This window comes from Larsenimonas rhizosphaerae (genome assembly GCF_023700005.1).
Lineage (GTDB): Bacteria > Pseudomonadota > Gammaproteobacteria > Pseudomonadales > Halomonadaceae > Larsenimonas > Larsenimonas rhizosphaerae.
In genome coordinates, this window is the sequence record NZ_JAMLJK010000002.1 from 351,536 (window position 1) to 376,257 (window position 24,722).

Annotated in this window: 23 protein-coding genes; 16 read left to right on the forward strand and 7 right to left on the reverse strand. The window is 59.2% G+C overall.

The genetic code is table 11. The annotated features are described in order from the left end of the window. Positions 1 to 67: 67 nt before the first annotated feature. A complete protein-coding gene (locus tag NAT21_RS11770; protein WP_250938648.1) occupies positions 68 to 1,981 on the forward strand; it encodes an ABC-F family ATP-binding cassette domain-containing protein in 1,914 nt (637 codons plus the stop codon). Positions 1,982 to 1,998: 17 nt separating this feature from the next. Beyond that, positions 1,999 to 2,280 (forward strand): hypothetical protein, encoded by a 282-nt coding sequence (locus NAT21_RS11775; protein ID WP_250938649.1) that lies wholly within the window; start codon positions 1,999 to 2,001, stop codon positions 2,278 to 2,280. Positions 2,281 to 2,391: 111 nt separating this feature from the next. On the opposite strand, the gene NAT21_RS11780 is transcribed toward NAT21_RS11775, so the two are convergent. From NAT21_RS11780 to thiD, 6 genes are all read right to left on the reverse strand, one after another. Further along, on the reverse strand, positions 2,392 to 3,195 hold the full coding sequence (locus NAT21_RS11780) for a 3-hydroxybutyrate dehydrogenase (protein ID WP_250938651.1): 804 nt from the start codon (positions 3,193 to 3,195) through the stop codon (positions 2,392 to 2,394). A 90-nt stretch (positions 3,196 to 3,285) separates the two neighbouring features. Beyond that, positions 3,286 to 4,029, reverse strand: a complete 744-nt coding sequence (locus tag NAT21_RS11785) for an acetoacetate decarboxylase (RefSeq protein ID WP_250938653.1) — start codon at positions 4,027 to 4,029, stop codon at positions 3,286 to 3,288. Positions 4,030 to 4,082: 53 nt separating this feature from the next. Continuing rightward, positions 4,083 to 5,219 (reverse strand): patatin-like phospholipase family protein, encoded by a 1,137-nt coding sequence (locus NAT21_RS11790; protein ID WP_250938655.1) that lies wholly within the window; start codon positions 5,217 to 5,219, stop codon positions 4,083 to 4,085. 100 nt (positions 5,220 to 5,319) lie between these two features. Further along, on the reverse strand, positions 5,320 to 5,757 hold the full coding sequence (dtd, locus tag NAT21_RS11795; protein WP_250938657.1) for a D-aminoacyl-tRNA deacylase: 438 nt from the start codon (positions 5,755 to 5,757) through the stop codon (positions 5,320 to 5,322). A gap of 34 nt (positions 5,758 to 5,791) precedes the next feature. Then, the gene (locus NAT21_RS11800; protein WP_250938660.1) at positions 5,792 to 6,649 is read right to left on the reverse strand and encodes a universal stress protein; all 858 of its coding nucleotides are present in this window, start codon (positions 6,647 to 6,649) and stop codon (positions 5,792 to 5,794) included. Positions 6,650 to 6,745: 96 nt separating this feature from the next. After that, a complete protein-coding gene (gene thiD / locus NAT21_RS11805; RefSeq protein ID WP_250938768.1) occupies positions 6,746 to 7,549 on the reverse strand; it encodes a bifunctional hydroxymethylpyrimidine kinase/phosphomethylpyrimidine kinase in 804 nt (267 codons plus the stop codon). 294 nt (positions 7,550 to 7,843) lie between these two features. Here thiD and NAT21_RS11810 point away from each other — a divergent pair, with 294 nt between their 5' ends. From NAT21_RS11810 to nuoN, 13 genes are all read left to right on the forward strand, one after another. Then, complete coding sequence (locus NAT21_RS11810) at positions 7,844 to 8,242, forward strand: NADH-quinone oxidoreductase subunit A (protein ID WP_250938662.1); 399 nt, start codon at positions 7,844 to 7,846, stop codon at positions 8,240 to 8,242. Positions 8,243 to 8,251: 9 nt separating this feature from the next. Next, positions 8,252 to 8,929, forward strand: coding sequence for a NuoB/complex I 20 kDa subunit family protein (locus tag NAT21_RS11815; protein ID WP_250938664.1), 678 nt, complete (start codon positions 8,252 to 8,254; stop codon positions 8,927 to 8,929). Positions 8,930 to 8,958: 29 nt separating this feature from the next. Next, positions 8,959 to 10,734 carry an NADH-quinone oxidoreductase subunit C/D gene (nuoC, locus tag NAT21_RS11820; RefSeq protein ID WP_250938666.1) on the forward strand — a complete coding sequence of 592 codons (1,776 nt, stop codon included), beginning with the start codon at positions 8,959 to 8,961 and terminating at the stop codon, positions 10,732 to 10,734. Between the two features lie 15 nt (positions 10,735 to 10,749). Then, complete coding sequence (nuoE, locus tag NAT21_RS11825; RefSeq protein ID WP_250938669.1) at positions 10,750 to 11,262, forward strand: NADH-quinone oxidoreductase subunit NuoE; 513 nt, start codon at positions 10,750 to 10,752, stop codon at positions 11,260 to 11,262. Further along, entirely contained in the window at positions 11,259 to 12,617 is a 1,359-nt protein-coding gene (nuoF, locus tag NAT21_RS11830; protein ID WP_250938671.1) for an NADH-quinone oxidoreductase subunit NuoF, read from the forward strand. Before nuoE ends, nuoF begins: the two co-directional genes overlap by 4 nt. An 84-nt stretch (positions 12,618 to 12,701) precedes the next feature. Then, the gene (gene nuoG, locus NAT21_RS11835) at positions 12,702 to 15,428 is read left to right on the forward strand and encodes an NADH-quinone oxidoreductase subunit NuoG (RefSeq protein WP_250938673.1); all 2,727 of its coding nucleotides are present in this window, start codon (positions 12,702 to 12,704) and stop codon (positions 15,426 to 15,428) included. Further along, positions 15,425 to 16,411, forward strand: coding sequence for an NADH-quinone oxidoreductase subunit NuoH (nuoH, locus tag NAT21_RS11840; RefSeq protein ID WP_250938675.1), 987 nt, complete (start codon positions 15,425 to 15,427; stop codon positions 16,409 to 16,411). Before nuoG ends, nuoH begins: the two co-directional genes overlap by 4 nt. 13 nt (positions 16,412 to 16,424) lie before the next feature. After that, complete coding sequence (gene nuoI, locus NAT21_RS11845; RefSeq protein WP_250938677.1) at positions 16,425 to 16,964, forward strand: NADH-quinone oxidoreductase subunit NuoI; 540 nt, start codon at positions 16,425 to 16,427, stop codon at positions 16,962 to 16,964. Between the two features lie 23 nt (positions 16,965 to 16,987). Continuing rightward, positions 16,988 to 17,548 (forward strand): NADH-quinone oxidoreductase subunit J, encoded by a 561-nt coding sequence (gene nuoJ, locus NAT21_RS11850; protein WP_250938680.1) that lies wholly within the window; start codon positions 16,988 to 16,990, stop codon positions 17,546 to 17,548. After that, positions 17,545 to 17,853: an NADH-quinone oxidoreductase subunit NuoK gene (gene nuoK / locus NAT21_RS11855; protein ID WP_250938682.1), complete on the forward strand. Its 309-nt coding sequence runs from the start codon at positions 17,545 to 17,547 to the stop codon at positions 17,851 to 17,853. The genes nuoJ and nuoK overlap by 4 nt, the downstream gene beginning before the upstream one ends. Continuing rightward, on the forward strand, positions 17,850 to 19,706 hold the full coding sequence (gene nuoL, locus NAT21_RS11860) for an NADH-quinone oxidoreductase subunit L (protein ID WP_250938684.1): 1,857 nt from the start codon (positions 17,850 to 17,852) through the stop codon (positions 19,704 to 19,706). Before nuoK ends, nuoL begins: the two co-directional genes overlap by 4 nt. Positions 19,707 to 19,729: 23 nt before the next feature. Then, positions 19,730 to 21,259, forward strand: coding sequence for an NADH-quinone oxidoreductase subunit M (nuoM, locus tag NAT21_RS11865; RefSeq protein WP_250938686.1), 1,530 nt, complete (start codon positions 19,730 to 19,732; stop codon positions 21,257 to 21,259). Between the two features lie 7 nt (positions 21,260 to 21,266). Beyond that, positions 21,267 to 22,724, forward strand: a complete 1,458-nt coding sequence (gene nuoN, locus NAT21_RS11870; RefSeq protein WP_250938689.1) for an NADH-quinone oxidoreductase subunit NuoN — start codon at positions 21,267 to 21,269, stop codon at positions 22,722 to 22,724. 46 nt (positions 22,725 to 22,770) lie between these two features. On the opposite strand, the gene NAT21_RS11875 is transcribed toward nuoN, so the two are convergent. Beyond that, on the reverse strand, positions 22,771 to 23,712 hold the full coding sequence (locus tag NAT21_RS11875) for an esterase-like activity of phytase family protein (RefSeq protein WP_250938691.1): 942 nt from the start codon (positions 23,710 to 23,712) through the stop codon (positions 22,771 to 22,773). 74 nt (positions 23,713 to 23,786) lie between these two features. On the opposite strand from NAT21_RS11875, the gene dapB reads away from it, so the two are divergent. Further along, the gene (gene dapB, locus NAT21_RS11880) at positions 23,787 to 24,593 is read left to right on the forward strand and encodes a 4-hydroxy-tetrahydrodipicolinate reductase (RefSeq protein ID WP_250938692.1); all 807 of its coding nucleotides are present in this window, start codon (positions 23,787 to 23,789) and stop codon (positions 24,591 to 24,593) included. Positions 24,594 to 24,722: the final 129 nt, after the last annotated feature.

Genomic DNA, 24,722 nt, shown 5'->3' on the forward strand with positions numbered 1-24,722 from the left:
TATCGCCTCAGAATAGTCCCGCCCCCGCCTTTCGGGGCGTGGAACGTATGAACGCCGTGGAGAGAACATGATTGCATTTCGACAACTGGCGCTGCAACGCGGTGGGACGCCGCTGATTACCAGTGCCGATGTTCGCATCAACGATGGCAGCCGAGTAGGTATTGTCGGCCCCAACGGAGCCGGCAAATCGAGCCTGTTCAAGCTGCTGCTTGGCGAGTTGACGCCTGATCAGGGCAGTATCGACTATACCAACGGATTGCGCATGGCCCACATGGCCCAGGAGCTTGATGCCCTGGATCGGCCGATCGTTGAAGTGGTCATGGACGGCGACCCGGCACTGAGAGAGGTCGAGCGCTCGCTTGAAGTGGCCCGTGAGGCCGGTGACAACCACCGGGAAGCCGAACTGCACGGCCACTTTGACGCGCTGGACGGGTATACCGCCCGCTCCAGGGCCGAACAGCTGTTGATGGGGCTCGGGTTTACCCAGCCTCAGCTTCGGGCTCCGCTCAGCGATTTTTCCGGTGGCTGGCGGATGCGTGTCAATCTCGCCAAGACCCTGTTCATGCCCTCGGACCTGATGCTGCTGGACGAGCCGACCAACCACCTGGATCTGGATGCCCTGCTGTGGCTGGAACAGTGGCTTGTCCGTTATGAGGGCACGCTGCTGCTGATCTCTCATGACCGCGACTTTCTGGATGCGGTCTGCAACCATATTCTGCATTTTGATCATGGTACCCTGGTGCTCTATCGCGGTGGCTATTCCACGTTCGAGCGCACGCGTGCCGAACAGATTGCCCAGCGCGAGGCGCAGCGGGTCAAACAGGAGGCGCGTCGGGCCGAGATCGAGCAGTTTGTTGCACGGTTCAAGGCCAAGGCCACCAAGGCTCGTCAGGCGCAGAGTCGACTCAAGATGCTCGAGCGAATGGAAGATATTGCCGCGACCCGTGCCGATTCTCCGTTCCAGTTCACCCTGCCCTGTGCCGACAAGACCTCTCATCCCCTGCTGGCGCTGGATCATGCCGAGCTGGGATATGCTGATACGGCAATTCTGTCGCAGGTACGTCTGACGCTGGCGCCTGGGCAGCGCATTGGTCTGCTGGGCCCCAACGGAGCGGGCAAGTCGACGTTGATCAAGTCGTTGACCGGTGATCAGGCCTTGATCAATGGCAAGCGGGTGGAAGGCGAACACCTGGTGCTGGGGTATTTCGCACAGCATCAGCTGGAAGCCCTGGATATCAAGGCCAGCCCGTTCATGCACATTCAGCGGCTTTCGCCTGGCGCCAGTGATCAGGATATCCGCAATTTCCTCGGGGGCTTCGGGTTCAAGGGGGACGATATCTTCAGTGAAGTGGGCAAGTTTTCCGGTGGCGAGAAGGCGCGCCTGGCCCTTTCACTGATTGCCTGGCAACGGCCCAACCTGCTGTTGCTCGATGAGCCGACCAACCACCTTGATCTGGACATGCGTGAGGCCCTGACCGAGGCGCTGGCAGCGTTCGAGGGCGCTGTCGTGATCGTCTCGCACGACCGACATCTGTTGAACGCCAGCGTTGACGAGTTCTGGTGCGTGGCGGATGGGCGAGTCACGGCCTTTGACGGAAACCTGGAAGACTACCGTCAATGGCTCAAGCAGCGTGAAATGACGCGCAGTACCGCTGATGCGTCTTCCGGCGCTGCCGAGCCGCGGGTGGATAAGAAGGCGGCTCGCAAGGCCGCAGCCGAGCTGCGTGAAAGGATGCGCCCGCTCAGGAACACTCGCGACAAGGCTGAAAAGACCATGGTCGCGCTGCAGAAGGACCTTGATGCGCTGGAGCAGTCGCTGGGAGATGACACGCTTTATACCGATAGCCGCCGCAAGGATGAGCTGAACCGGCTGCTGACTCGGCAGGGGGAGCTCAAGACACAACTGGACGCCAGTGAGCAGGCCTGGCTTGATGCCGAAGAGGCGCTTGAGGCCTATGCTGATACGCTGGATGCCTCCTGAGACAGGGAGAAGGAACCATGATGACAAGAAGCCGAGGGACGTGGTGGCTGGCAGGCGTGCTGGTTCTGCTGGCCGGTTGCGCCAATGACACCCTGACGATGAGCAACTATGAGCGGTTAAGCCCGGGCATGACCCGTGCCGAGGTGGAGGCTGTGCTGGGTGAGGGTGAAAAATGTACTGGTGCCATGGGGTTTTCCAATTGTGTATGGGGTGACCGCAGGCGATCGATACAGGCGCAGTTCGTAGCCAACAGGGCCATCACGTTCCAGTATCAGGGGCTTGAGCAGACCGGACGCTAGAGCGTCTGTGGCATGGCACTGACATCATCCCGTCTGCGGCGGTAAGTCACATGTCCCGTGATCACCGTACAGGGGCGCCCATGGGGCGCCCCTGTCGTATCAGGCCCTGACTTACTGCATGTACCAGCCATGGCTTACCAGAATGGACTGGCCTGTCAGCGCGTTGGACGGGAAGGTCACCAGGTACAGCGCTGTTTCTGCCACGTCCTCGACGGTGGTGAACGTCTGATCCACGGTGTCCTTCAGGAAGATCTTCTCGACGACTTCATCTTCGGTCATGTTGTGCTCGCGCGCCTGATCGGGGATCTGTTTTTCCACCAGCGGTGTTTTTACATACCCCGGGCAGATGGTGTTTGAACGGATACCGTACTGGGCACCTTCCTTGGCCATGGTGCGGCACAGACCCAGCAGGCCGTGCTTGGCCGTAACGTAGGGTGACTTCATGGCCGAGGCCTCATGGGAGTGGGCCGAGCCCATGTACAGCAGGCAGCCGCCTTCCTTCTGAGTCATCATCTGGCGAAACGCCGCTCGGGTGCACAGGAAGCTGCCATCCAGCTGGACATCGGTCACCTTCTTCCAGTTGGCGTAGGAAAGCTTGTGGATCGGTTCGACATGCTGGGCGCCGGCATTGGCAATCATGATATCCAGCCGGCCGAACTGGTCGATGGCGGCCTTGAAGGCATCTTCTACTTCCTGTTCATCCGTCACGTTGGCTGCAACGCCCAGCGCGGTGCCGCCCGCGCGTCCGATATCCTCCGCTGCCTTGTCGGCGGCGTCCTTGTCCATGTCGAGAATCACGACCCTTGCGCCCTGTTCCGCAAATAAAACAGCAATCTGCTTGCCGATGCCGCTGGCGGCGCCGGTGATCAGGGCGACCTTGTCCTTGAGGCGGTCCTGCGCGGGGTAGGCTGACATATGGCTCTCCTTGGCGATGGTCGGGCGCGTCGTGCCCGTACTGGAATGAAACCGCGCGGGGCATCCCGGCACCGTTTCGAGAATATCAGGTTAGGCTAAATAGTCGTGTACTACCCGGCCGTAGGGCAGGGTGAGGTCAGTCAGGAGGTGCTGAACGCTGACAATGTCCCGCACCGGCAGATCCGCGACCGGGGCGAAGACGTGTTCATACAGCTGCAGGCGCCCCGGGCCTTCCCACGCGCCCTTGATCACCAGATCCTCCAGGCCCACTTCCACCAGTTCAGCAATGCGCGGGCTGCCATCGACATGGGGAATCAGCTTGTACAGCAGGGTGGGCGTGTCCAGCATATCCTGGCGCACCCTGTTCGTATCCAGAGCACGGTGCTTGAACCCCATGGTGGCCTGAGCTACCGGCATGCCGGCGTATTCAAGCGTGCCGGTGAGGGTGTCATGCATGATCGAAAGCCGCGGGGTGGCCAGCTTCTTGGGGAACCCCCACAGTTCCCGGCCCCCGGCAATGGGCGCGTGGTCGTCCAGATACATGGCGCGCTGATAGCCGTAGGCCTTTCCTTCAAGGAGGCAGGGAATGACCTGGCCGGACTCGACGTACTGCCCGAAACCGGTGGAATCCGGCATGTTGATGAATTCAAATTTCACCAGCGGCTCATCGAAGGTCAGTGGCTCCGGCAGTACTCGCCGGAGGGCCTGGGCATCGGTGCGGTAGGTGATGTTGAAAAACTCCCGGTTCACGAACCGATAGGGGCCCGGTGGATAGGAGGGGCAGTCCCAGGGCATGGCAACGCTGTGCTCGGGCAGGGAAGGGGTTTTTTTCATGACATGCTCCTGTGTTTCGTGATCCGGTCGGGCAGGGGCCCACTGGCCGGTGCTCAGGATTCTTCAACCAGCTGGCCATCCCTGTTGCTGCGAAAACTGCAGACGCGGGCGCCGATGTCATCGCTGACCGGGTCCTTGTGACAGGGGCAGATGTCGAGGGCCTGGGTCATGTCATCGTGGCCTGCCTGTCGGCGCGCGACGATGCTTGACCAGGAAAAGTCGATGTCCTTCTGCGCGGTTTCCTGTTCTCGTACCGGTGCCAGCAATCGCACGATATTGACCGGCTGCTGAAGGCCCAGTTTCAGGATTTCACTGATCTGGGAGGTGTGACGTACTTCTTCGGGCAGATGGTGGGACAGGGTGCGAATGGCGGCCTTCAGGGCATGAATACGCTTCAGGAAGTGTACGTTCTGACCTGCACGGGTGGCGTACTGAATGTCCTTTTCCCGATTGATGGCTTCCATGATGGTCGAGGGCGCCGGTCCGGCGGCGTGCCAGAGATCCACCACGTAGCAGTTGACGGGCAGGTTGCTGCCGGGCGGCTCTTCTTCCAGTACATAATCAAGCGGTGTGTTGGAGACGAGCCCGCCATCCCAGTAGAGCTCGCCGTCAACCTCTACCGGCGGAAAGCCGGGAGGAAGTGCACCGCTGGCCATGATGTGTTCGGCATTCAGGGGGTGATGGTGGCTATCGAAGTAGGTCAGTTCCCCCTTGCCAACATTGACGGCGCCGACACTCAATCGGATGCCATCATGAAAGTTGCGAGTGCCCAGGGCATCGAAATCCACCAGCCGATTCAGGGTGGCCCGCAGGGCCGAGGTGTCATAGAACCCGGGCAATGTGCCGTTGGGGTGTAACAGTGGAATCGACCAGGGGCGGCGAGGCGTGAAAAAGTTCGGTACGCCGCGGGTCAGTGCCATATAGCGTGCGGCCTGACTCTCCATTCTGTCGCTCTGCGGGCCGAAGCTGTGGCCGGGCTGGGCAATCTCTTCCCAGAAGGCTTCCAGACGCTGCAGGCTGTGTTCGGTGTCGCCACCGGCAATCAGTGCCCCATTCAGCGCGCCCACCGAGGTACCCACGACCCAGTCAGGTCGTATGCCTGCCCGGTTCAGCGCCTCGTAAACACCTACCTGATAGGCCCCCAGAGCGCCTCCGCCCTGCAACAACAGGATATTCATTGCCCGCGACATCAGACCCTCCCGAACGCAGCACACTGTGGCGCTGCGGGGTGAACGTGATTTTATTCCAGCCTAGGAAAGTTTATGTTGCGGTGCAATATAAAAACGGGGGTCAGGCCTCCAGCAAAAAGGTGACCGGGCCGTCATTGGTCAGTGATATCTGCATGTCGGCACCAAACCGTCCGGTCTCGACCGGCGCGTGTCGTTCGCGAGCCAGGGTAACCAGGGTATTAAACAGTTCTTCGCCCACCGCCGGGGAGGCGCCGGATGAGAAGCCGGGACGCAGGCCCTTGCGCGTATCGGCCACCAGCGTGAACTGGGAGACCAGCAGCAGCCCGCCACCGGTCGCCCCAAGGCCGAGATTCATGCGGCCATCATCATCGTTGAAAATGCGATACCCCAGCAGCTTGTTCAGTAACCGCTCGGCGCGCTCTGGGGTATCGTCACGCTCGATGCCGATCAGCGCCAGCAGCCCCGGGCCGATATCGCCGACACAGGTGCCATCGATATGCACTGCGGCATGACTGACCCGTTGAATCAGGGCTTTCATTCATCATCCTTGTGGTGTGAAACCAGTGGGCATCTTACCAGGTGCGGCACAGCATGATGTCGCAGCGGGTTTCAGACAGCAGTCGCTCCAGCAGGCTGCCCGCCGTGCGGCGGCCGATGCCGATGCGTCCATGACTCCCCAGCGCCAGCAGGTCGGGTGGCTGGTCGCGTACTCGCTGGATCAGCACTTCCGTCGGATCCCCCTGCTCAAGCACCAGTTCAAGGTCCGGTACATCGTCGATATCGGCCATGAAACGTTCGGTTTCAAACTCCAGCTGCTGGCGCAGTTTGGTGCGTTCCTCATTGCGCCAGCGTGCATAGCCGGGGTCACTTGCCAGTTCTCTGGAGGCAGGCATGTCCCAGACGTGCAACAGGGTCAGCCGAATGTCGGGAAAGCGCAGCAGGACTTCCTTGAGGGTGTGACGCGATGCCAGCGAGAAGTCGATGGGGACCAGTACGTCCTGCCAGTTGCGTTTGGTGCTGTGAGAAATGCTCAGTACCGGGCAGGGTGCACGGCGCATGACGCGGGATACCGTCGTGCCCGTCACGAGATCCTGCTGATGATGCTTGCGGTGGCTGCCAAGAATGGCCAGATCGGCCTTTTGCTCGTAGACCTCGCGAATGATCTCGGCGTAGGGCGTGCCGGTTACTACCTGAATCATGGTATTGGGTCTTGGCGAGCCCAGCGATTCACAGGTATCTATCAGCAGTTGTTCGATTTCACGACTGACCGCCTTTTCCAGCTCGCGCAGCGCCGCTCTGGGAAGAAAGGGGTCAAGTACATGCAGAATGTTAAGCCGGGCGTGGTGCTCATTGGCCAGCAGTACCGCGCGGGAAAACGCTGCGCGACACTCGTTGGACAGGTCCGTCGCAAGCAGCAGCGTTTGTGTCATGACGAGCCTCCAGAAGAGGAAGGGTGGCAGGTGTGCTCAGTATGGCTGGGCGGGATGAATATTCAACAGCCCCGTGGATGAATTGGGGACTTCGTTTTACCACCAGGCATGAAAATGATGTACCGGCCCCTGTCCCTTTCCTACCCCCAGACGATCGGCTTCTTCCAGACTTCGGGTCATGTAGACCTTGGCAGCCCTGACGGCTGCCGGCAGGGTGGCGTGTTGGGGCAGCAATGCCGCAATGGCTGACGAGAGCGTACACCCGGTACCGTGCAGGTGGCGTGTTGCGATGCGCGGTGCTTCCAGCCACTCGGTGTCCTGCGCGGAAATAAGCAGATCGGCACAGGTGCTGTCAGCCAGAAAGCCTCCCTTGAGGAGAACGTGGGAAGACTGCAGGCCGCGCAGGTCATCGCACATGGCCATCATGGCATCGCGTGAATCGGGGATGTTCGTACCGAGCAGTTCAGCGGCTTCCGGCAGGTTGGGGGTAACAATATCTGCCAGGGGCACCAGCAGTTCGCATACTGCTGCCACGGCGCCGGCGTCGACCAGCCGGTCACCGCTTTTGGCTACCATGACCGGGTCCAGCACGACATGGCGTGGAGCGTACTCCAGTATCAGGCGCCGAATGCACTGGGCCGTATCCCGGTCAGCCACCATCCCGATCTTGACGGCGTCGATCTCGATATCATCAAACACGGCACGAAGCTGCGCTTCCAGAGCCGCCAGGGGCAGGGGATATACCTCGCGTACACCGCAGGTATTCTGGGCCACGATGGAGGTGATGGCGCTGGTGGCGTAGCCGCCCAGGGCCGAAAAGGTTTTCATGTCAGCGTGCATACCGGCGCCGCCGCTTGGGTCCGTGCCTGCGATGGACAGGAGTCTGGGAATGGCCACGATCACTATGTTCCTTTTTTGTACTGGCTGTCTGGCAGGCCCCTTCAGGAAGGAATTCGCCCAATTGTGGATTTTGATATGCCGCGTCGTTTAGTATGACCGAATATTCAGCGCGTTAAGATTTAACCAGGTTTTTTCAATTCCGGAAACGGGCTTGGCATGACTGTGCGGTAATCGTCTACCTTGAAGGTACCAGGGCGCTTGCCAGCGAAAAAGCGCACATAATAAATACATTGTGACTAGTCCGCACGGCCTGACCGCCGCGCCCCACACCTTCATTGATGAGTGAGAACAGGCATGGAGCAGATTGCACAGCATTGGTCGGTAGCGATTTTTGTCGTCGCTGTTTTCGGGCTGTGTGCCTTCATGGTCGGACTGGCCAGTCTCCTTGGCGGGCGCGCCTGGGGGCATCAGAAAAACACACCCTTTGAATCCGGTATCGTACCGGTGGGAAGCGCGCACCAGCGCTTTTCCGTCAAGTTCTACATGGTTGCGATGCTGTTCGTCATCTTCGACGTCGAAGCCCTCTTTCTATTCGCCTGGGCGGTCACCGTGCGTGAAAGCGGCTGGACCGGCTTTGTCGAAGCCTTCATTTTCATCGTTGTGTTATTGGCCGGTCTGATCTACCTGAGTCGTGTGGGTGCGCTTGATTGGGCGCCCATCAAACGCGCCAAGGAGATCAAGACCTCGTCCTGAGGTTTCTCCATGCAATACAAACTGACGCGTATCGATCCGAACGCGCCCGAAACAACCCAGTATCCGGCCGGGGAACGTCGCATCGTCGATGACCCCATGAAGCAGCAGGTTCACAAGAATGTCTTCATGGGCAAGCTTGAGGATGTGATGCACTCCGCGGTCAACTGGGGACGAAAGAACTCGCTGTGGCCCTACAATTTCGGGTTGTCGTGCTGTTATGTCGAGATGACGACTGCCTTTACGGCACCTCATGATGTTGCCCGGTTTGGTGCCGAAGTCATTCGCGCTTCTCCGCGTCAGGCTGATTTCATGGTGATTGCCGGCACCTGCTTCATCAAGATGGCTCCGGTAATCCAGCAGCTCTATGACCAGATGCTGGAGCCCAAATGGGTCATTTCCATGGGGTCCTGCGCCAACTCCGGCGGAATGTACGACATCTACTCTGTCGTGCAGGGCGTAGACAAGTTCCTGCCGGTGGATGTCTATATCCCCGGCTGTCCGCCACGTCCCGAAGCCTTTCTGCAGGGGCTTCAGCTGTTACAGGATTCGATCCAGGAAGAGCGCCGCCCATTGTCGTGGGTGGTAGGAGACCAGGGCGTGTATCGCGCCGAAATGCCGTCGCAGCGAGAAAAGCATCGTGCCGAGCGCATCGCCGTGACGGAACTTCGCACCCCTGACCAGATTTAACCCTGACTGCTCTTGATAACGGACCGCTCATGACCGTGGAAAATGCACAGCCCGCCGGCGCTCAGTCGTCCTGGGCGATTGAAGAAGAACTACTGGCCTTTTTTGGGCCGGATGCCCTGACCTTTCAGGTGACTCGAACAGCCATGCCGGTAGTGTGGGTGGCGCGTGAGCGGCTCGAAGAGGTGATGCAGTTTCTCAAGGGCGTGCGTCAGCCCTACGTGATGCTGTATGACCTGCACGGTGTGGACGAGCGTCTTCGTACTCACCGTGACGGGCTGCCGGATGCGGATTTCACCGTGTTCTACCAGTTGATGTCGCTGGAGCGCAACAGCGACATCATGGTCAAGGTGGCATTGTCGGAGCGGGATCTGGTAATTCCCAGCATCGTCAGGCACTACCCCAATGCCAACTGGTACGAGCGGGAAGTGTTTGACATGTTCGGCATTGATTTCAGCGGGCATCCGCACATGACCCGCATCCTGATGCCGTCGACCTGGAACGGCCATCCGCTGAGAAAGGATTATCCGGCCAGAGCGACTGAATTCGACCCCTACAGCATGACGATGGAGGGGCAGGATCAGGCGCAGGAAGCCCTGAAATTCGATCCGGAAGCCTGGGGCATGAAACGTCGTACTGACGATGCCGATTTCATGTTTCTGAATCTGGGGCCGAACCACCCTTCAGCTCACGGGGCTTTCCGTATCGTACTGCAGCTGGATGGCGAGGAAATTCTCGATTGCGTGCCGGATATCGGGTATCACCACCGCGGCGCCGAGAAAATGGCCGAGCGTCAGTCCTGGCACAGCTTTATTCCTTATACCGACCGCATCGATTATACCGGTGGGGTCATGAATAACCTGCCCTATGTGCTGGCGGTCGAAAAGCTGGCCGGCATTACCGTAACGCCCCGGGCCGAGTTTATTCGGGTCATGATGGCCGAGATGTTCCGCATCAACTCTCACCTGCTGTTTCTGGGAACATTCCTGCAGGATCTGGGGGCCATGTCGCCTGTCTTCTACGCCTTTACCGATCGTCAGAAGGCCTATGAGGTCATCGAGGCCATTACCGGGTTTCGCATGCACCCGGCCTGGTACCGTATCGGTGGCGTAGCTCATGACCTGCCCAATGGCTGGGATCGTCTGATCCGTGGCTTTATCGACTGGATGCCGGCCCGGCTCGATGAATATGAGCGGGCCATGATGGATAACGCCATCGTGCGCGAACGCACCCGGGATGTGGCCGCCTATACCTCAAGGGAAGCCTTTGAGTGGGGTGTGACCGGTCCGAACCTGCGAGCGACCGGAGTGGATTTCGATCTGCGCAAGAAGCGCCCCTATAGTGGTTACGAAAAATTCGACTTCGATGTGCCCCTGGCCAGCAATGGTGATGTCTTTGATCGTGGCATGTTGCGGATCGAGGAGATGCGCCAGAGCCTTCGCATCATTCGTCAGTGCATGGAGCATATGCCTGCCGGTGCCTACAAGGCGGACCATCCGCTGACAACGCCGCCGCCGCGCGAAAAGATGCTGCAGCATATCGAGACGCTGATTACCCACTTTCTGCAGGTTTCCTGGGGGCCGGTACTCAAGCCCAACGAATCCATGCAAATGATCGAGGCCACCAAGGGGATCAATAGTTATTACCTTACCAGCGATGGCAGCACCATGAGCTATCGCACTCGAATCAGAACCCCCAGTTACCCGCACCTTCAGCAGATCCCGGCGGTCATGCGGGGGGGCTTTGTCCCGGATTTGATTGCGCATCTGGGCAGCATCGATTTCGTGATGGCGGATGTGGATCGTTAAGTCATGGACCAGCCAATGAACAAAGACAGCCTGATATTTACCGACCGGCCCGGCAGCGACTTTGTGCTGCATGACGATGATCGTCACGCCATCGAGCACGAAATGTCGCATTACGAGAATCCGCGTGCGGCCTCGATCGGTGCACTCAAGATCGTGCAGAAGCGTCATGGCTGGGTGCCCGACGGGGCCATCTATGCCATCAGCGATGTGCTGGGAATCTCGTCCAGCGACGTTGAAGGGGTGGCGACCTTTTACAGCCTGATTTTCCGTCAACCAGTGGGGCGCCACGTGATTTTGCTGTGCGACAGCATGACCTGCTACATCAACGGTTACGAATCGGTGCGCGAAACCCTGAAGGACGCTTTGGGTATTTCCCCTGGCCAAACCACTGCCGACGGGCGTTTCACGCTGTTGCCGGTGTGCTGTCTGGGCAACTGCGACAAGGGCCCGGCCATGATGGTTGATGAGCACATCCATGGCCCGGTCAGCCCGGACAACGTCATGCGCCTGCTGGAGGAATACTCATGAGTGCGAGCCCCTTTGCCTCATTCGGCACCATCAATGCCATGCCACGTGCAGCTGAAACCCATCCGCTGACCTGGCGTTTGCGTGATGACGGTGCCGTGGTCGGCCTGGATGAATACCGAAACAAGGATGGTTACGAGGGCGCGCGCAAGGCGCTCGACATGAAGGCTGATGATATTGCCGGACTGGTCAAGGAAGCAGGCCTCAAGGGGCGCGGCGGCGCCGGCTTTCCTGCCGGGGTTAAATGGAGCCTGACGGCCAGGGGCGAAGAAATGCCCCGGGGCTATGTGGTCTGCAACGCCGATGAAATGGAGCCCAACACCTACAAGGATCGCATGTTGATGGAGCAGCTGCCCCATCTGCTGATCGAGGGCATGATCATCTCGGCGCTCGCCAACAACTCCTTCCGAGGGTACATCTTCCTGCGCGGTGAATATGTCGATGCCGCCAGAAGTCTGGAGGAGGCGCTGGTCGAGGCGCGTGAGGCCGGGATTCTGGGCACTCACGTGCTGGGCAGCGACTTTGACTTTGATATCTTTCTGCATACCGGCGCCGGTCGCTATATCTGTGGCGAGGAAACCGCGCTGATCAATTCTCTGGAAGGTCGGCGTGCCAATCCGCGTTCCAAGCCGCCCTTTCCCGGCCAGAGTGGGGCCTGGGGCAAGCCCACGGTCGTCAATAACGTTGAAACCCTGTGCAATGCGCCCTCGATTCTTGCCAACGGCAAGGACTGGTATCTGGGCCTGGCGCTTGAAGGCAGTGATGACGGCGGTACCAAACTGTTCGGCTTCACGGGGCAGGTCAATAACCCGGGGCTCTGGGAACTGCCGCTGGGCACGACGGCCCGTGAGATTTTCGAAGACTACGCCCAGGGCATGAAGTCCGGTTATCAGTTGAAGGCCTGGCAACCCGGCGGTGCCGGCACCGGCTTCTTGCTGCCGGAACATCTGTCGGCGCAAATGTGCTCCAACGGCATCGGTGAAGTCGGTACGCGGATGGGAACGGGGCTTTCCCTGGCGATCGATCACACCGTCAGCATGGTGTCACTGCTCAGAAACATGGAAGAGTTCTTTGCCCGCGAGTCCTGTGGCTGGTGCACCCCATGCCGTGATGGTCTGCCCTGGACCGTTCGCATCCTGCGCTCGCTGGAGCGTGGCGAGGGTGAGCAGGGCGATATCGAGATACTCGAGGAGCTGACCGGCAAGCTGGGGCCGGGAAAAACCTTCTGCGCGCACGCACCGGGGGCCATCGAGCCGCTGGGCAGTGCCATTCAGTATTTCCGTGACGAATTCGAACAAGGCATCAACCACCCGAAGCGGGAAGCGCACGGTGAGCCGATTCCGGTGGGATCCGTATAAGCCGGTTATGCCGCCCGCAAGGGCAGACCGTTTTTTGACTTGAGCCGCCCGGTACGCCGGGCATGAGGATGGGAATAACACGCCATGGCAACCATTCATGTCGACGGCAAGAAGTATGAGGTAGACGGCAGCGATAACCTGCTGCACGCCTGTCTCTCGCTGGGGCTTGATATCCCCTATTTCTGCTGGCATCCCGCGCTTGGCAGCGTCGGGGCATGCCGCCAGTGCGCCGTCAAGCAGTACAAGGATGCCGACGACACGCGGGGCACGCTGGTAATGTCCTGCATGGCGCCGATTTCGGACGACAGCTACATCTCGATCGAGGATGACGAGGCAAGGGAGTTTCGTGCCAGTGTGGTGGAGTGGCTGATGGCCAACCACCCGCATGACTGTCCGGTATGCGAGGAGGGGGGGCATTGCCACCTCCAGGACATGACGGTCATGACCGGTCACGATACCCGTCGTTATCGCTTCACCAAGCGTACCCACAAGAACCAGTATCTTGGGCCGTTCATTGCCCATGAGATGAACCGGTGCATCACATGCTATCGCTGCGTCCGGTTTTATCAGGATTACGCCGGCGGCGAGGATCTGGGGGCCTTCGGGGCGCACAATAATATCTACTTCGGACGAACCACCGAAGGGGTGCTTGAAAGCGAGTTTGCCGGCAATCTGACGGAAGTATGCCCGACAGGCGTGTTTACCGATCGCACTCACTCTGATCACTACACCCGTAAATGGGACATGCAGTTTGCGCCAAGCATCTGCCACCAGTGCTCGAGCGGCTGCAATATCAGCCCGGGAGAGCGCTATGGTGAAGTGCGGCGGATAGAAAACCGGTACAACGGCGACGTTAACCACTACTTTCTGTGTGATCGCGGCCGGTTCGGGTATGGCTATGTCAACCGGGAAGACCGTCCTCGCCAGCCTGAAGTGCGGGATAGTAGTGCCGTCCGTCAGGTGTCAGTGGATCATGCCCTTGATACCGGTGCTGACCGGCTTCGGCAGTCCTCGCGTACCATCGGTATTGGTTCGCCACGAGCCAGCCTCGAAAGTAATTACGCGCTTCGTGAGCTGGTGGGTGCCGAACACTTTTCCGTGGGTATGCCGCGTGCCGAGCTCGAACGGCAGCAGCTGATGTACCGCATTCTGAAGGAGGGGGCACTTCCGACGCCCTCGCTTCGCGAGATCGAAGAGCACGACGCCGTTATCATTCTGGGGGAAGACCTGACCCAGACAGCAGCCCGTGAGGCGCTGGCCGTGCGTCAGGTGGCCAATGGCAAGCGTACGGAGCTTGCGCATGCCAACAAGATCCCCGAATGGAATTACAACGCCGCTGAAACCCTGGCTCAGGGGCGCAAGTTGCCGGTATTTGTGGCCACACCTGCTGAAACCAGGCTGGATGATATTGCGGTCCAGACCTTCCGCGGCACGGCAGACCAGATTGCGCGGCTGGGATGTGCCCTCGCTCACGGACTGGATGGTAATGCACCAGCGGTCGACTCTCTCACGGAGGCCGAACAGGCACTGATCTCGCAGTTGGTGGATGTCATCGACCAGTCCAGACGGCCCCTGCTTGTGTCGGGGGGTAGCCTTGAATCCGTGGCCGTTCTTGAGGCCACAGCCAACCTGGCCCGCGCCCTTCGACATCGTGACAAGCAGGCATCACTTCGACTGATCAGCGGTGAAGCCAACAGCACAGGCCTGGCAATGATGGGTGGGTTGTCGCTTGAAGACGCGCTGGCCAGCGTTGACGGCGATACCACGCTGATCGTGGTCGAGAATGACCTCTACCAGCGGTTGCCGCGAGCTGCTGTTGATCAGGCGCTGGGTCAGGCGGCCACCCTGGTGGTGATGGATCACCAGCGCACCGAGACCTTTGAGCGCGCAGATATCGGCCTGCCGGCAGCCTCCTTTGCAGAAGCCGACGGCACCCTCGTCAACCATGAAGGCCGCGCCCAGCGCTTCTTCCAGGTATACCAGCCGGATTATTACCGTCCGGGCGATCTGACCCATGAAAGCTGGCGCTGGCTGCATGCGTTGCATACCACGCGTGAACGGCGTGATGTGGACTGGACTCAGCTCGATGAGGTCACCCTGCACTGTGCGAAGGCGTTGCCTCAGTTTGAGGGCATTGAAAGCGCAGCCCCCAGCGCTTCGTTTCGGATCAAGGGGCAGAAGATTGCCCGGATGCCTCATCGCTCCAGCGGCCGTACGGCCATGCGCGCCAATATCAGTGTGCATGAACCGCGCACGCCCCAGGATAGAGATACGGCCCTGGCTTTCTCGATGGAGGGGTATAGCGGGTATGCCGAGCCGCGTGGCGAAGTCCCCTTTGCCTGGGCGCCGGGCTGGAACTCTCCTCAGGCCTGGAACAAGTTTCAGGACGAGGTGGGCGGCCATCTGACCGCTGGGGATCCGGGGATTCGGCTCATTACGCACCAGCCTGATGCCGGGCTCGCATATTTTACGCCGGCTGCACCGGCGCGCCGGTGTGAGGCAGGGGAATGGCAGTTGACGCCCCTGCACCAGCTGTTCGGCAGTGATCCGATGTCGGCACGGGCCGAACCCATTCAGGAGCGTATGGTGGAGGCGTTTGTGGCGGTCAATGCCGCCGGCCTCAGGGATCTGGCGGTCGAGCAGGGCAGTTTGATGACGGTTCAGCTGGACAGTGTGCGCTTTTCGCTGCCGGTACGCGTCAGCCGTGACCTGCCCGATGGTGTCGCCGGCCTGCCGGTCGGACTGCCCGGCGTACCGGCCGGGATCGACTTTGCCACGCGCGTAACGCTGACGCAGGAGGGCCGCGCATGAGCTGGCTGACGCCTACGGTGATCGATACCGTCATTGCTGTTGTTCAGGCCATCGTCATCCTGTTGGCGGCGGTGGTATCCGGGGCGCTGTTGAGTTTTGTCGAGCGCCGGCTGCTTGGGTGGTGGCAGGACCGATATGGCCCGAACCGGGTTGGCCCTTTCGGCTCCCTGCAGCTGGCTGCCGATATGCTGAAGATGTTCTTCAAGGAAGACTGGATCCCAGTCTTTGCCGACAGGAAAATCTTTACGCTGGCGCCGGTTATCGCGATGGCATCGCTTCTGTTGTCGTTCATGATTATTCCGATTACGCCGGGCTGGGGCGTCGCTGACCTGAATGTGGGCCTGCTGTTCTTTTTTGCCATGGCCGGGGTGAACGTATATGCAGTGCTGTTCGCCGGTTATGCCAGCGCCAACAAGTACGCCCTGCTGGGTGCCTTGCGTGCATCGGCGCAGACGCTGTCCTATGAAGTGTTCATGGGGCTTTCATTGATGGGGGTAGTGGCCATGGCCGGTACTTTCAACATGCGCGATATCGTCACCGCTCAGGCGGACATGTGGAATATCATCCCTCAGTTCTTCGGATTTTGTACCTTTCTGATTGCCGGTGTGGCAGTCACGCACCGCTCTCCGTTTGACCAGCCGGAAGCCGAGCAGGAGCTGTCCGATGGGTATCACATCGAATACTCCGGCATGAAATGGGGCATGTTTTTCGTCGGGGAATACATCGGTGTGGTGCTGATTTCGGCGCTGATCGCCACGCTGTTCTTCGGTGGCTGGACAGGGCCGTGGTTGCCGCCCATCGTGTGGTTTTTGCTCAAGACCGGCTTTTTCATCATGTTGTTTGTCCTGTTCAGGGCCGCGCTGCCGCGTCCGCGTTATGACCGTGTCATGAGCTTTGGCTGGAAATTCTGCCTGCCACTGACGTTGATCAATCTACTCGTGACCGGAGCGGTGATTCTTCTCAACGCCCCGGCCACATCGTAAGGGGGGACACGGCATGATCATGAAAGTACTTGCCGGGACCTGGTCGCAGCTGCGCACGCTCGGCATGGTCTTTATGCACGGGTTTCGCAAGCGCGAAACGCTTCAGTACCCGGAAGAGCCGGTGTATCTGCCCCCTCGTTACCGTGGGCGTATCGTACTGACCCGTGACCCGGACGGTGAGGAGCGCTGCGTTGCCTGCAACCTGTGCGCGGTAGCCTGCCCGGTAGGCTGTATTTCCCTGCAGAAGGGAGAGAAGGAGGATGGGCGGTGGTACCCCGAGTTTTTCCGCATCAATTTCTCGCGCTGCATTTTCTGTGGTCTGTGCGAGGAGGCCTGCCCTACCTCGGCGATCCAGTTGACGCCTGATTTCGAGTTGGGTGAGTACAACCGTCAGGAGCTGGTCTACGAGAAGGAAGATCTGCTGATATCAGGGCCCGGCAAGGATCATAACTATAATTTCTACCGGGTTGCCGGGATGGAAATTGCCGGCAAGGGCAAGGGTGAGGCGCAAAACGAGGCTGAGCCCATTGACGTCAAATCATTGTTGCCGTGATCACAGACCAAGGAAACTAGCCCGTGGAATATGCCTTTTATATTGCGGCGGCCGTAGCGGTGCTGTCGACACTCAGGGTCGTCACCAGTATCAATGCCGTGCATGCGCTTTTGTATCTGATCGTCTCGCTGATTGCGGTCGCCATGGTGTTCTTTGCTCTGGGAGCCCCCTTCGCCGGCGTGCTTGAAATCATCGTTTATGCCGGTGCCATCATGGTGCTTTTTGTCTTTGTCGTGATGATGCTCAATCTGGGGCAGGCATCCGTTGAACAGGAAAAGAGCTGGTTCAATCCCAGGATGTGGGTTGGGCCCTCGGTGATGGTGGCCGTGATGTTGATCGTGATGCTGGTGGCGCTGTTTGAAAGTCCGGGAACAGGCATGATTACCGGTGAGCTGATTGACGCCAAGATGGTGGGCAAGGCGCTTTATGGCCCATATGTACTGATGGTCGAGCTGGCCTCCATGCTGCTGCTGGCTGGTGTAATTACGGCCTATCATCTGGGCCGGGATGACTCGATGCGGCCGACCCGCGAGATGAATGAGCCCAAACAGCGCCTTTCACATGATCACCGGGGGACACGATGAACGGATTACCCGTCGAACATGGCCTTGTGCTGGCCTCGATCCTGTTTGTAATCGGTTTGGCCGGTCTTATGGTCCGTCGCAACATGCTGTTTGTGTTGATGTGCCTGGAGATCATGATGAATGCCGCCGCGCTGGCGTTTATTGTCGGTGGCACGCGCTGGCAGCAGCCGGACGGCCAGATCATGTTCATCATGGTGATTACGCTGGCTGCCGCTGAAGCCAGCATCGGTCTTGCCCTGCTGATTCAACTATACCGCCGCTTCAGGACCCTGGATATTGACCAGGTAAGCGAGATGAAAGGATGACGTTACTTCCTCTGGTCTTTATCTGTCCGCTGGTGGGGGCGCTGCTGCTGGCATTTCTGCGGGGCATGCCCCAGCGTCTGGCGGCGCTGATTGGTGTGGGCTCCATTGCCCTGTCTGCACTGTCTGTCGCCGTTATCGCCGTGACGTACCTTGGGGGTGATCACACGCCGGTCACCGTGACGCTCTGGCAGTGGATCTCCGTTGGCGATTTCACGCCGCGTTTTTCCCTCTATGTCGACGGTCTGACGATTACGATGCTGGGTGTGATTACCGGCGTCGGCTTTCTGATTCATTTGTTTGCGTCCTGGTACATGACCGAAGATCTGAAGGACGCCACCGGCTATCTCTATACCCGCTTCTTTGCCTACATGAATCTGTTCGTGTTCAGCATGCTGCTGCTGGTGCTGGCGGATAATCTGATGCTGTTGTATCTGGGCTGGGAAGGGGTTGGCCTGTGCAGCTATCTACTGATCGGGTATTACTACCGTGACCTGGACAATGCCAGGGCGGCGTTCAAGGCGTTTATCGTGACGCGGGTGGGGGATGTGTTTCTCGCCATCGGCATGTTCATCTTGTATGCCCGGTTCCAGACGCTGGATATCCAGACGTTGCTGGCTCTGGCGCCGGAGGCCTGGAGCAAGGGCGACATGATGGCGGAGCTGGCAGCATTGATGCTGCTGGGCGGCGCGGTGGGCAAATCGGCCCAGTTGCCACTGCAGACCTGGCTTGCCGATGCGATGGCCGGTCCGACGCCGGTATCGGCCTTGATTCACGCTGCCACGATGGTGACGGCCGGGGTCTATCTGATTGCCCGGACGCACGTGATTTTCGAGCTGGCACCGATGACGCTGGGTCTGGTGGGCATTGTCGGGGCGCTGACGCTTCTGATTGCCGGGCTGTCCGCTCTGGCGCAGACCGATATCAAGCGGGTTCTGGCCTACTCGACCATGAGTCAGATCGGCTACATGTTCCTGGCGTTGGGTGTTCAGGCCTGGGATGCGGCCATCTTTCACCTGATGATTCATGCCTTCTTCAAGGCGCTTTTATTCCTGACGTCCGGGTCGGTGATCATCGCCTGCCACCATGAGCAGAACATGTTCAGAATGGGCGGGTTGAGAAAACCACTCAAGCTGGCCTATGCCTGCTTTCTGGTGGGCGGGTCGGCGCTGGCGGCACTGCCTCTGGTCACGGCCGGGTTTTACTCCAAGGATGAAATTCTCTGGCTGTCGTTCGCTTCCGGACATGAAGTGCTGTGGGCCTTTGGCCTGATGGGTGCGTTCCTGACCTCGGTTTATACCTTCCGCATGATCTTTATCGTGTTTCACGGGGAGGAGAAAACCAGGGCGCATGCTCCGCACGGACTGGCGCATCATCTACCGCTGGTCGTATTGCTGGTGCTGTCGACCTTTATCGGTGCCTTCATTCATCCGCCATTGGCCGGCGTACTGCCGGCATCGCCGGAGGGAGATGCCGAGGGGCTGCAACTTGTGCTGGAAGTGGTGTCTTCCATCGTGGCCATTCTGGGGCTGGGTATCGCGGCAGCTCTGTTTCTGGGACGTCGTCGATTGGTCAGTGCGCTGGTCAAAACGGACATCGGCCGTACGGGCTGGCATTTCCTTCATAATGCCTTCGCGTTTGATCAGCTTTACAACATGCTGTTTGTAAAGCCCTTTCTGGCCATTGCCTGGTTGCATCGGGTGGATTGGATCAATGCGCTGGTCAATATCTGGCCATGGCTTGCAAAGCAGGCTCACCGTGGACTGTCGGCCAGTCAGACCGGTCGGATCCGCTGGTACGCCGGTTCAATAACCGCAGGGGCGACCATCATGCTGGCGCTGCTGGTCCTCGGATAACGACATAAGGAAACGTGAACGTCATGATCCTGCCTTTGCTCATACTCATCCCGTTTATCGGCGGCTTTCTGTGCTGGCAGACCGAACGCTTCGGGGTAAAACCGCCCCGCGTGATTGCGCTGATTACCATGCTGCTGGAGCTTGGTATTGCGCTTGGCCTGTGGTGGCACGGCGAATACCAGCTCGATGGTGTCATCGGTGATACTCCGAACTGGGTGCTTGAATTCCATGCGCCCTGGATCGATCGATTCGGCATCAGCTTTCATCTTGCCCTGGATGGCCTGTCGCTGATCATGATCATGCTGACCGGGTTTCTGGGCGTGCTGGCGGTTACCTGTTCCTGGGCTGAAATTACACGGCGGGTTGGTTTTTTTCACCTGAACCTGCTGTGGATCATCGGGGCTGTGGTCGGCATCTTCCTGTCGGTAGATCTATTTTTGTTCTTCTTCTTCTGGGAAATGATGCTGGTGCCGATGTATTTCCTGATCGCGCTGTGGGGACACAGTGGATCGAAGGGGAATTCCCGTGTCCGTGCGGCAATGAAGTTCTTTATTTATACCCAGGCGTCGGGCCTGTTGATGCTGGTGTCGATTCTGGGGCTGGTCTTCATGCATTACCTGCAGACCGACGTATTTACGTTCGATTATGCGGCGCTGAAGGACACCACCCTGTCCGAGCCGGCCGCCATGCTGTTGATGCTGGGCTTTTTCATTGCCTTTGCCGTCAAGCTGCCGGTGGTGCCACTGCATGGCTGGCTGCCTGATGCGCATGCCCAGGCGCCTACGGCCGGCAGTGTGGATCTGGCCGGAATCCTTTTGAAAACGGCTGCCTACGGCATGCTGCGCTTTCTGATGCCCATGTTCCCCGAGGCGGCGATGCAGTTTGCGCCGATCGCGATGGGGCTGGGGCTGGTGGGCATCTTTTACGGTGCGGCCATGGCGTTTTCCCAGACGGACATCAAGCGCCTGATTGCCTGTTCGAGCATTTCACACATGGGATTTGTTCTGATCGGGATCTTCTCCAATAGCCTGCTGGCCCTGCAGGGCGTTATCGCCCTGATGGTGGCTCACGCCTTTTCCTCGGCAGGATTGTTCATCATCAGCGGTCAACTGTACGAGCGGCTGCACACCCGGGACATGCGCGAGATGGGCGGTCTGTTCGGCAAGCTGGGCGCTCTGCCGGGATTTGCACTGGTGTTTGTGATGGCGACACTCGGTATGCCGGGAACGGGCAACTTCATCGGGGAATTCCTGATTCTGTTCGGAGCCTTTGAGGTAGAACCCTGGGTGGTGGTGGTCGCAAGTATCGGGCTGGTGCTGGCCGCGATCTATTCGTTGATCCTGATGCAGCGTGTGTACTTCGGCGCAGCCAAAAGCGAGGCTACCTATCGGGGACTGGATACACGCGAGTATCTGATGCTGCTGTTGCTGTTTGTGCTGACGGTGGTTGTCGGATTTTTCCCGCAGTTGCTGCTGGGCGTTACCGAGCATGCCATGAGCGAGATCCAGACCTGGGTCGCGACTGCCACCACTCCCTTGTCTTCAACACTGTAGGGCCGCCATGAATCTGACAACTTCACATCTGATTGCGCTTTTGCCGCTGATGCTGGTTTGCGCAACGGTCGTCATCGTCATGCTGGCCGTGGCCTGGCGTCGAAACCACTTCATGAGTGCCACGTTGACGGTCATCGGACTCAATGCGGCCCTGCTGGCACTGATTCCGGCGGCTCAGGTGGCGCCGATTCAGGTGACGCCCCTGTTGATGGTCGATCATTACAGCCTGTTTTACATGGGATTGATTCTGGTCGCGGCTCTGGCCTGTACGACGCTTGCCTACGCCTATCTTGAAACCCTGCCGGATCAGCGTGACGAGTTTTACATGCTGCTTGGATGCTCCGTGGCCGGTGCTCTGGTATTGGTGGCCAGTCAGCATCTTACGTCGCTGTTCATCGGGCTGGAGCTGATGTCGGTGCCGTTGTATGGCCTATCCGGATACGCTTTCAAGGAGCGCACGTCGCTGGAGTCGGGCATCAAGTACATGGTGCTGTCAGCCATGGCCAGTGCCTTCCTGCTGTTCGGTATGGCGCTGTTGTATGCCGAGAGTGGCACCCTGTCCTTTACTGGTCTGGGGCAGCAGTTGAGCGCGGGCGGCCTGGCCAGCAACTGGGTCATTCTAGGGGTCGGCATGATGGTGGTCGGGCTGGGCTTCAAGCTGTCCATTGCGCCGTTTCACCTGTGGACACCGGATGTATACGAAGGAGCGCCGGCACCGGTCTCCGCCTTTCTGGCTACTGTCAGCAAGGTGGCGGTGTTTGCAATGCTGATGCGGTTGTTCAGCCTGGCTCCGGCCACGGCGGATGGCTGGCTGCATACCATCATTGCCGTACTGGCAGTGCTGTCGATGGTTGTCGGTAACCTTCTGGCCCTCATGCAGAGCAACCTCAAGCGGATCATCGGGTATTCCTCGATTGCCCATCTGGGGTATCTGCTGACTGCGCTGGTAGCCAGTGACGGGCTGGCTCTGGAAGCCACGGCCGTGTATCTGGTGACCTATGTCGCGACGGTGCTGGGGGCCTTCGGAGTGATTACCCTGGTTTCAAGCCCGTATCGAGGTGCCGATGCCGGACTGTTGTACCACTATCGTGGCCTGTTCTGGCGCCGCCCTTACCTGACGGCCGTACTGACGGTCATGATGCTTTCGCTGGCAGGCATACCCATGACGGCCGGGTTTATCGGCAAGTTTTATGTGTTCAGTGTGGGGGTCGAGTCAAGCCTCTGGTGGCTTGTCGGGGGTGTGGTGCTGGGCAGTGCGCTGGGCCTTTACTATTACCTGCGCGTCATGGTGACGTTGTACCTGTCACCGGCCGAGCAGCCCGGGCGTGATGCACCTCATGACTGGGCGCAGCAGGTCGGGGGACTGATGGTGCTGGTGCTGGCAGTGCTGGTGCTGATCATGGGTGTTTACCCACAACCGCTGATTGATCTGGCACAAATGGCAGGCCTTCAATTCCCGATCTGATGGCTGTCTGCCATCATCAAGACGCCGCCCACAGGGGCGGCGTCTTTCATGGCGATGAAATATCCATGCAGGTCAGCAGGCTGGCCTGCCATCGACTGAAGTTATCATCACTCGTCATTAGATAGCGATTCTCACCGATCCGGGTCAGTCCTTCAAAGTTGTCCAGTAACCAGCCATCGCTGGAGTACAGGGTGGCCAGCGGGGAGACGGTCGTGCTGCCATCCTGTTCAAGATGAATTCGGCGCAGGGAGATGGCCAGTGGCCGCGGAGGAGCGAAGGCGCGCTCGATCGCCAGCAGATCATGCCCCAGCGGCGCCAGAGCGGTCAGACTGCTGCCTGAGATATCGGCCAGTTGATAGCGCCAGAGATGTCCCTGAAGATCAAACAGTCGCGTAGTGCGATCCGGCATGCCGGCCGGTGGACGCTCCAACCCGGAAATCACACCGAAATCGGGATGATAGGTTACCGCTTCCAGTCCGCCATTGTAGCGGGTGCCCTCAAGGGCATCCGGGCGTATCGGTGGCCCGAGAGCGCGTCCTTCAAGTGAAAACAGCTGTAGTCGATCATTGAGCTCCAGACCAATCAGCAGGGCTCTGCCGCCATGAAGCCTTGCCACCAGCGCCATGCCTTCGGCATCAGCCTGCTCGGTAGTCAGGGGCTTGCCATCGGTGTCGGTGAGGGGGACGGCACTGTCGATATCGAGCCCGGTCAGGTGATTGTTTTCATCAAATGACAATCGCCCCTGAAACAGGTAGCCGCGATCGGAAAGCAGATACAGGGTATGGGTATGGTCGTCGTAGGCCAGGTCCGACAGGCCGCCAACGCGAATGCCCCTGATGGCACTGTCTGACAGGTTCAGTGCCCCGCACCAGTGAACCGAGGACGAGGGGTCAGCATTGCCGTTTCCCATGCTGACGGGACCGGCCAGGGTACAGCCACTCAGCAGCAGACTGCCGGCAAGACTTGCGCGAAGCAGGTAGGGGGGCATGGGCATCCGCCTGATCATGAGAATAAGGTATAGTGCCGACTTTTCAACATACACCACCGACAAGGGGAGCGCATATGACACGTATAGCCATAATGGGTGCTGCCGGACGCATGGGGCGCGTGCTGATACAGGCGGTTGCTCAGGAAGAGCAGGCTGAGCTGGCGGCAGCCATTGTCCGTCCTGACAGTTCATTGATCGGTGTGGATATCGGCGAGCTGGCCGGCCTTGGTCGGCTCGGTGTGGCGACTCTCGGTGATGTGCGTCAGGCGGCAGATGACATCGATGTACTGATCGATTTTACGACCCCTGCGTTAACGCTTGATAATCTGGCCTTTTGTGCCGACCACGGCAAGGCCATCGTGATCGGCACGACCGGCTTCAGCGAGGATGAGCTGGCGGTACTGGACGGCTACAAAGAGCGCGTTCCCATGGTATTTGCGGCCAACATGAGCACGGGTGTCAATCTGTTGGTCAATCTGCTTGAAACCGCTGCAAGGGCGCTGGGCGAGGCCGGGTACGATATCGAAATCATCGAAGCCCATCATCGGCACAAGGTTGATGCCCCGTCCGGCACCGCATTGATGCTGGGGCAGGCGGTAGCTGCGCCGCTGGGGCGAACGCTTAAGGAACATGGAGTTTTCTCGCGGGAGGGGCAGTGTGGCCCGCGTCGAGACGATGAGATCGGGTTTGCAACCGTGCGTGCCGGCGATATTGTCGGGGAGCACACGGTGCTGTTTGCCACCGAGGGAGAGCGTATCGAGCTGACCCACAAGGCATCCAGCCGCATGACCTTCGGCAAGGGTGCGGTTCGTGCTGCCTGCTGGGTGGCTGATCAGCCGGCCGACCGCTACGACATGCAGGATGTCCTGGGCCTGAAGTGAGAAGGTCGGGTAGCGTTGGTGCCATAAAAACGGTATCATCGGTCCAATTTGGCTGCGGTCAAGCCCGTTTAGCCAAGTGATAATCAAAAGAAGCGGGATGAAACCTTTACTGGATTTCGTCCCGCTTTT

Excerpts from the sequence above, each read along its gene's own strand:
- NAT21_RS11770 (WP_250938648.1), top strand. The coding sequence starts at position 68 with ATGATTGCATTTCGACAACTGGCGCTGCAACGCGGTGGGACGCCGCTG.
- NAT21_RS11775 (WP_250938649.1), top strand. The coding sequence starts at position 1,999 with ATGATGACAAGAAGCCGAGGGACGTGGTGGCTGGCAGGCGTGCTGGTT.
- NAT21_RS11780 (WP_250938651.1), bottom strand. The coding sequence starts at position 3,195 with ATGTCAGCCTACCCCGCGCAGGACCGCCTCAAGGACAAGGTCGCCCTG.
- NAT21_RS11785 (WP_250938653.1), bottom strand. The coding sequence starts at position 4,029 with ATGAAAAAAACCCCTTCCCTGCCCGAGCACAGCGTTGCCATGCCCTGG.
- NAT21_RS11790 (WP_250938655.1), bottom strand. The coding sequence starts at position 5,219 with ATGTCGCGGGCAATGAATATCCTGTTGTTGCAGGGCGGAGGCGCTCTG.
- dtd (WP_250938657.1), bottom strand. The coding sequence starts at position 5,757 with ATGAAAGCCCTGATTCAACGGGTCAGTCATGCCGCAGTGCATATCGAT.
- NAT21_RS11800 (WP_250938660.1), bottom strand. The coding sequence starts at position 6,649 with ATGACACAAACGCTGCTGCTTGCGACGGACCTGTCCAACGAGTGTCGC.
- NAT21_RS11810 (WP_250938662.1), top strand. The coding sequence starts at position 7,844 with ATGGAGCAGATTGCACAGCATTGGTCGGTAGCGATTTTTGTCGTCGCT.
- NAT21_RS11815 (WP_250938664.1), top strand. The coding sequence starts at position 8,252 with ATGCAATACAAACTGACGCGTATCGATCCGAACGCGCCCGAAACAACC.
- nuoC (WP_250938666.1), top strand. The coding sequence starts at position 8,959 with ATGACCGTGGAAAATGCACAGCCCGCCGGCGCTCAGTCGTCCTGGGCG.
- nuoE (WP_250938669.1), top strand. The coding sequence starts at position 10,750 with ATGAACAAAGACAGCCTGATATTTACCGACCGGCCCGGCAGCGACTTT.
- nuoF (WP_250938671.1), top strand. The coding sequence starts at position 11,259 with ATGAGTGCGAGCCCCTTTGCCTCATTCGGCACCATCAATGCCATGCCA.
- nuoG (WP_250938673.1), top strand. The coding sequence starts at position 12,702 with ATGGCAACCATTCATGTCGACGGCAAGAAGTATGAGGTAGACGGCAGC.
- nuoH (WP_250938675.1), top strand. The coding sequence starts at position 15,425 with ATGAGCTGGCTGACGCCTACGGTGATCGATACCGTCATTGCTGTTGTT.
- nuoI (WP_250938677.1), top strand. The coding sequence starts at position 16,425 with ATGATCATGAAAGTACTTGCCGGGACCTGGTCGCAGCTGCGCACGCTC.
- nuoK (WP_250938682.1), top strand. The coding sequence starts at position 17,545 with ATGAACGGATTACCCGTCGAACATGGCCTTGTGCTGGCCTCGATCCTG.
- nuoL (WP_250938684.1), top strand. The coding sequence starts at position 17,850 with ATGACGTTACTTCCTCTGGTCTTTATCTGTCCGCTGGTGGGGGCGCTG.
- nuoM (WP_250938686.1), top strand. The coding sequence starts at position 19,730 with ATGATCCTGCCTTTGCTCATACTCATCCCGTTTATCGGCGGCTTTCTG.
- nuoN (WP_250938689.1), top strand. The coding sequence starts at position 21,267 with ATGAATCTGACAACTTCACATCTGATTGCGCTTTTGCCGCTGATGCTG.
- NAT21_RS11875 (WP_250938691.1), bottom strand. The coding sequence starts at position 23,712 with ATGCCCCCCTACCTGCTTCGCGCAAGTCTTGCCGGCAGTCTGCTGCTG.
- dapB (WP_250938692.1), top strand. The coding sequence starts at position 23,787 with ATGACACGTATAGCCATAATGGGTGCTGCCGGACGCATGGGGCGCGTG.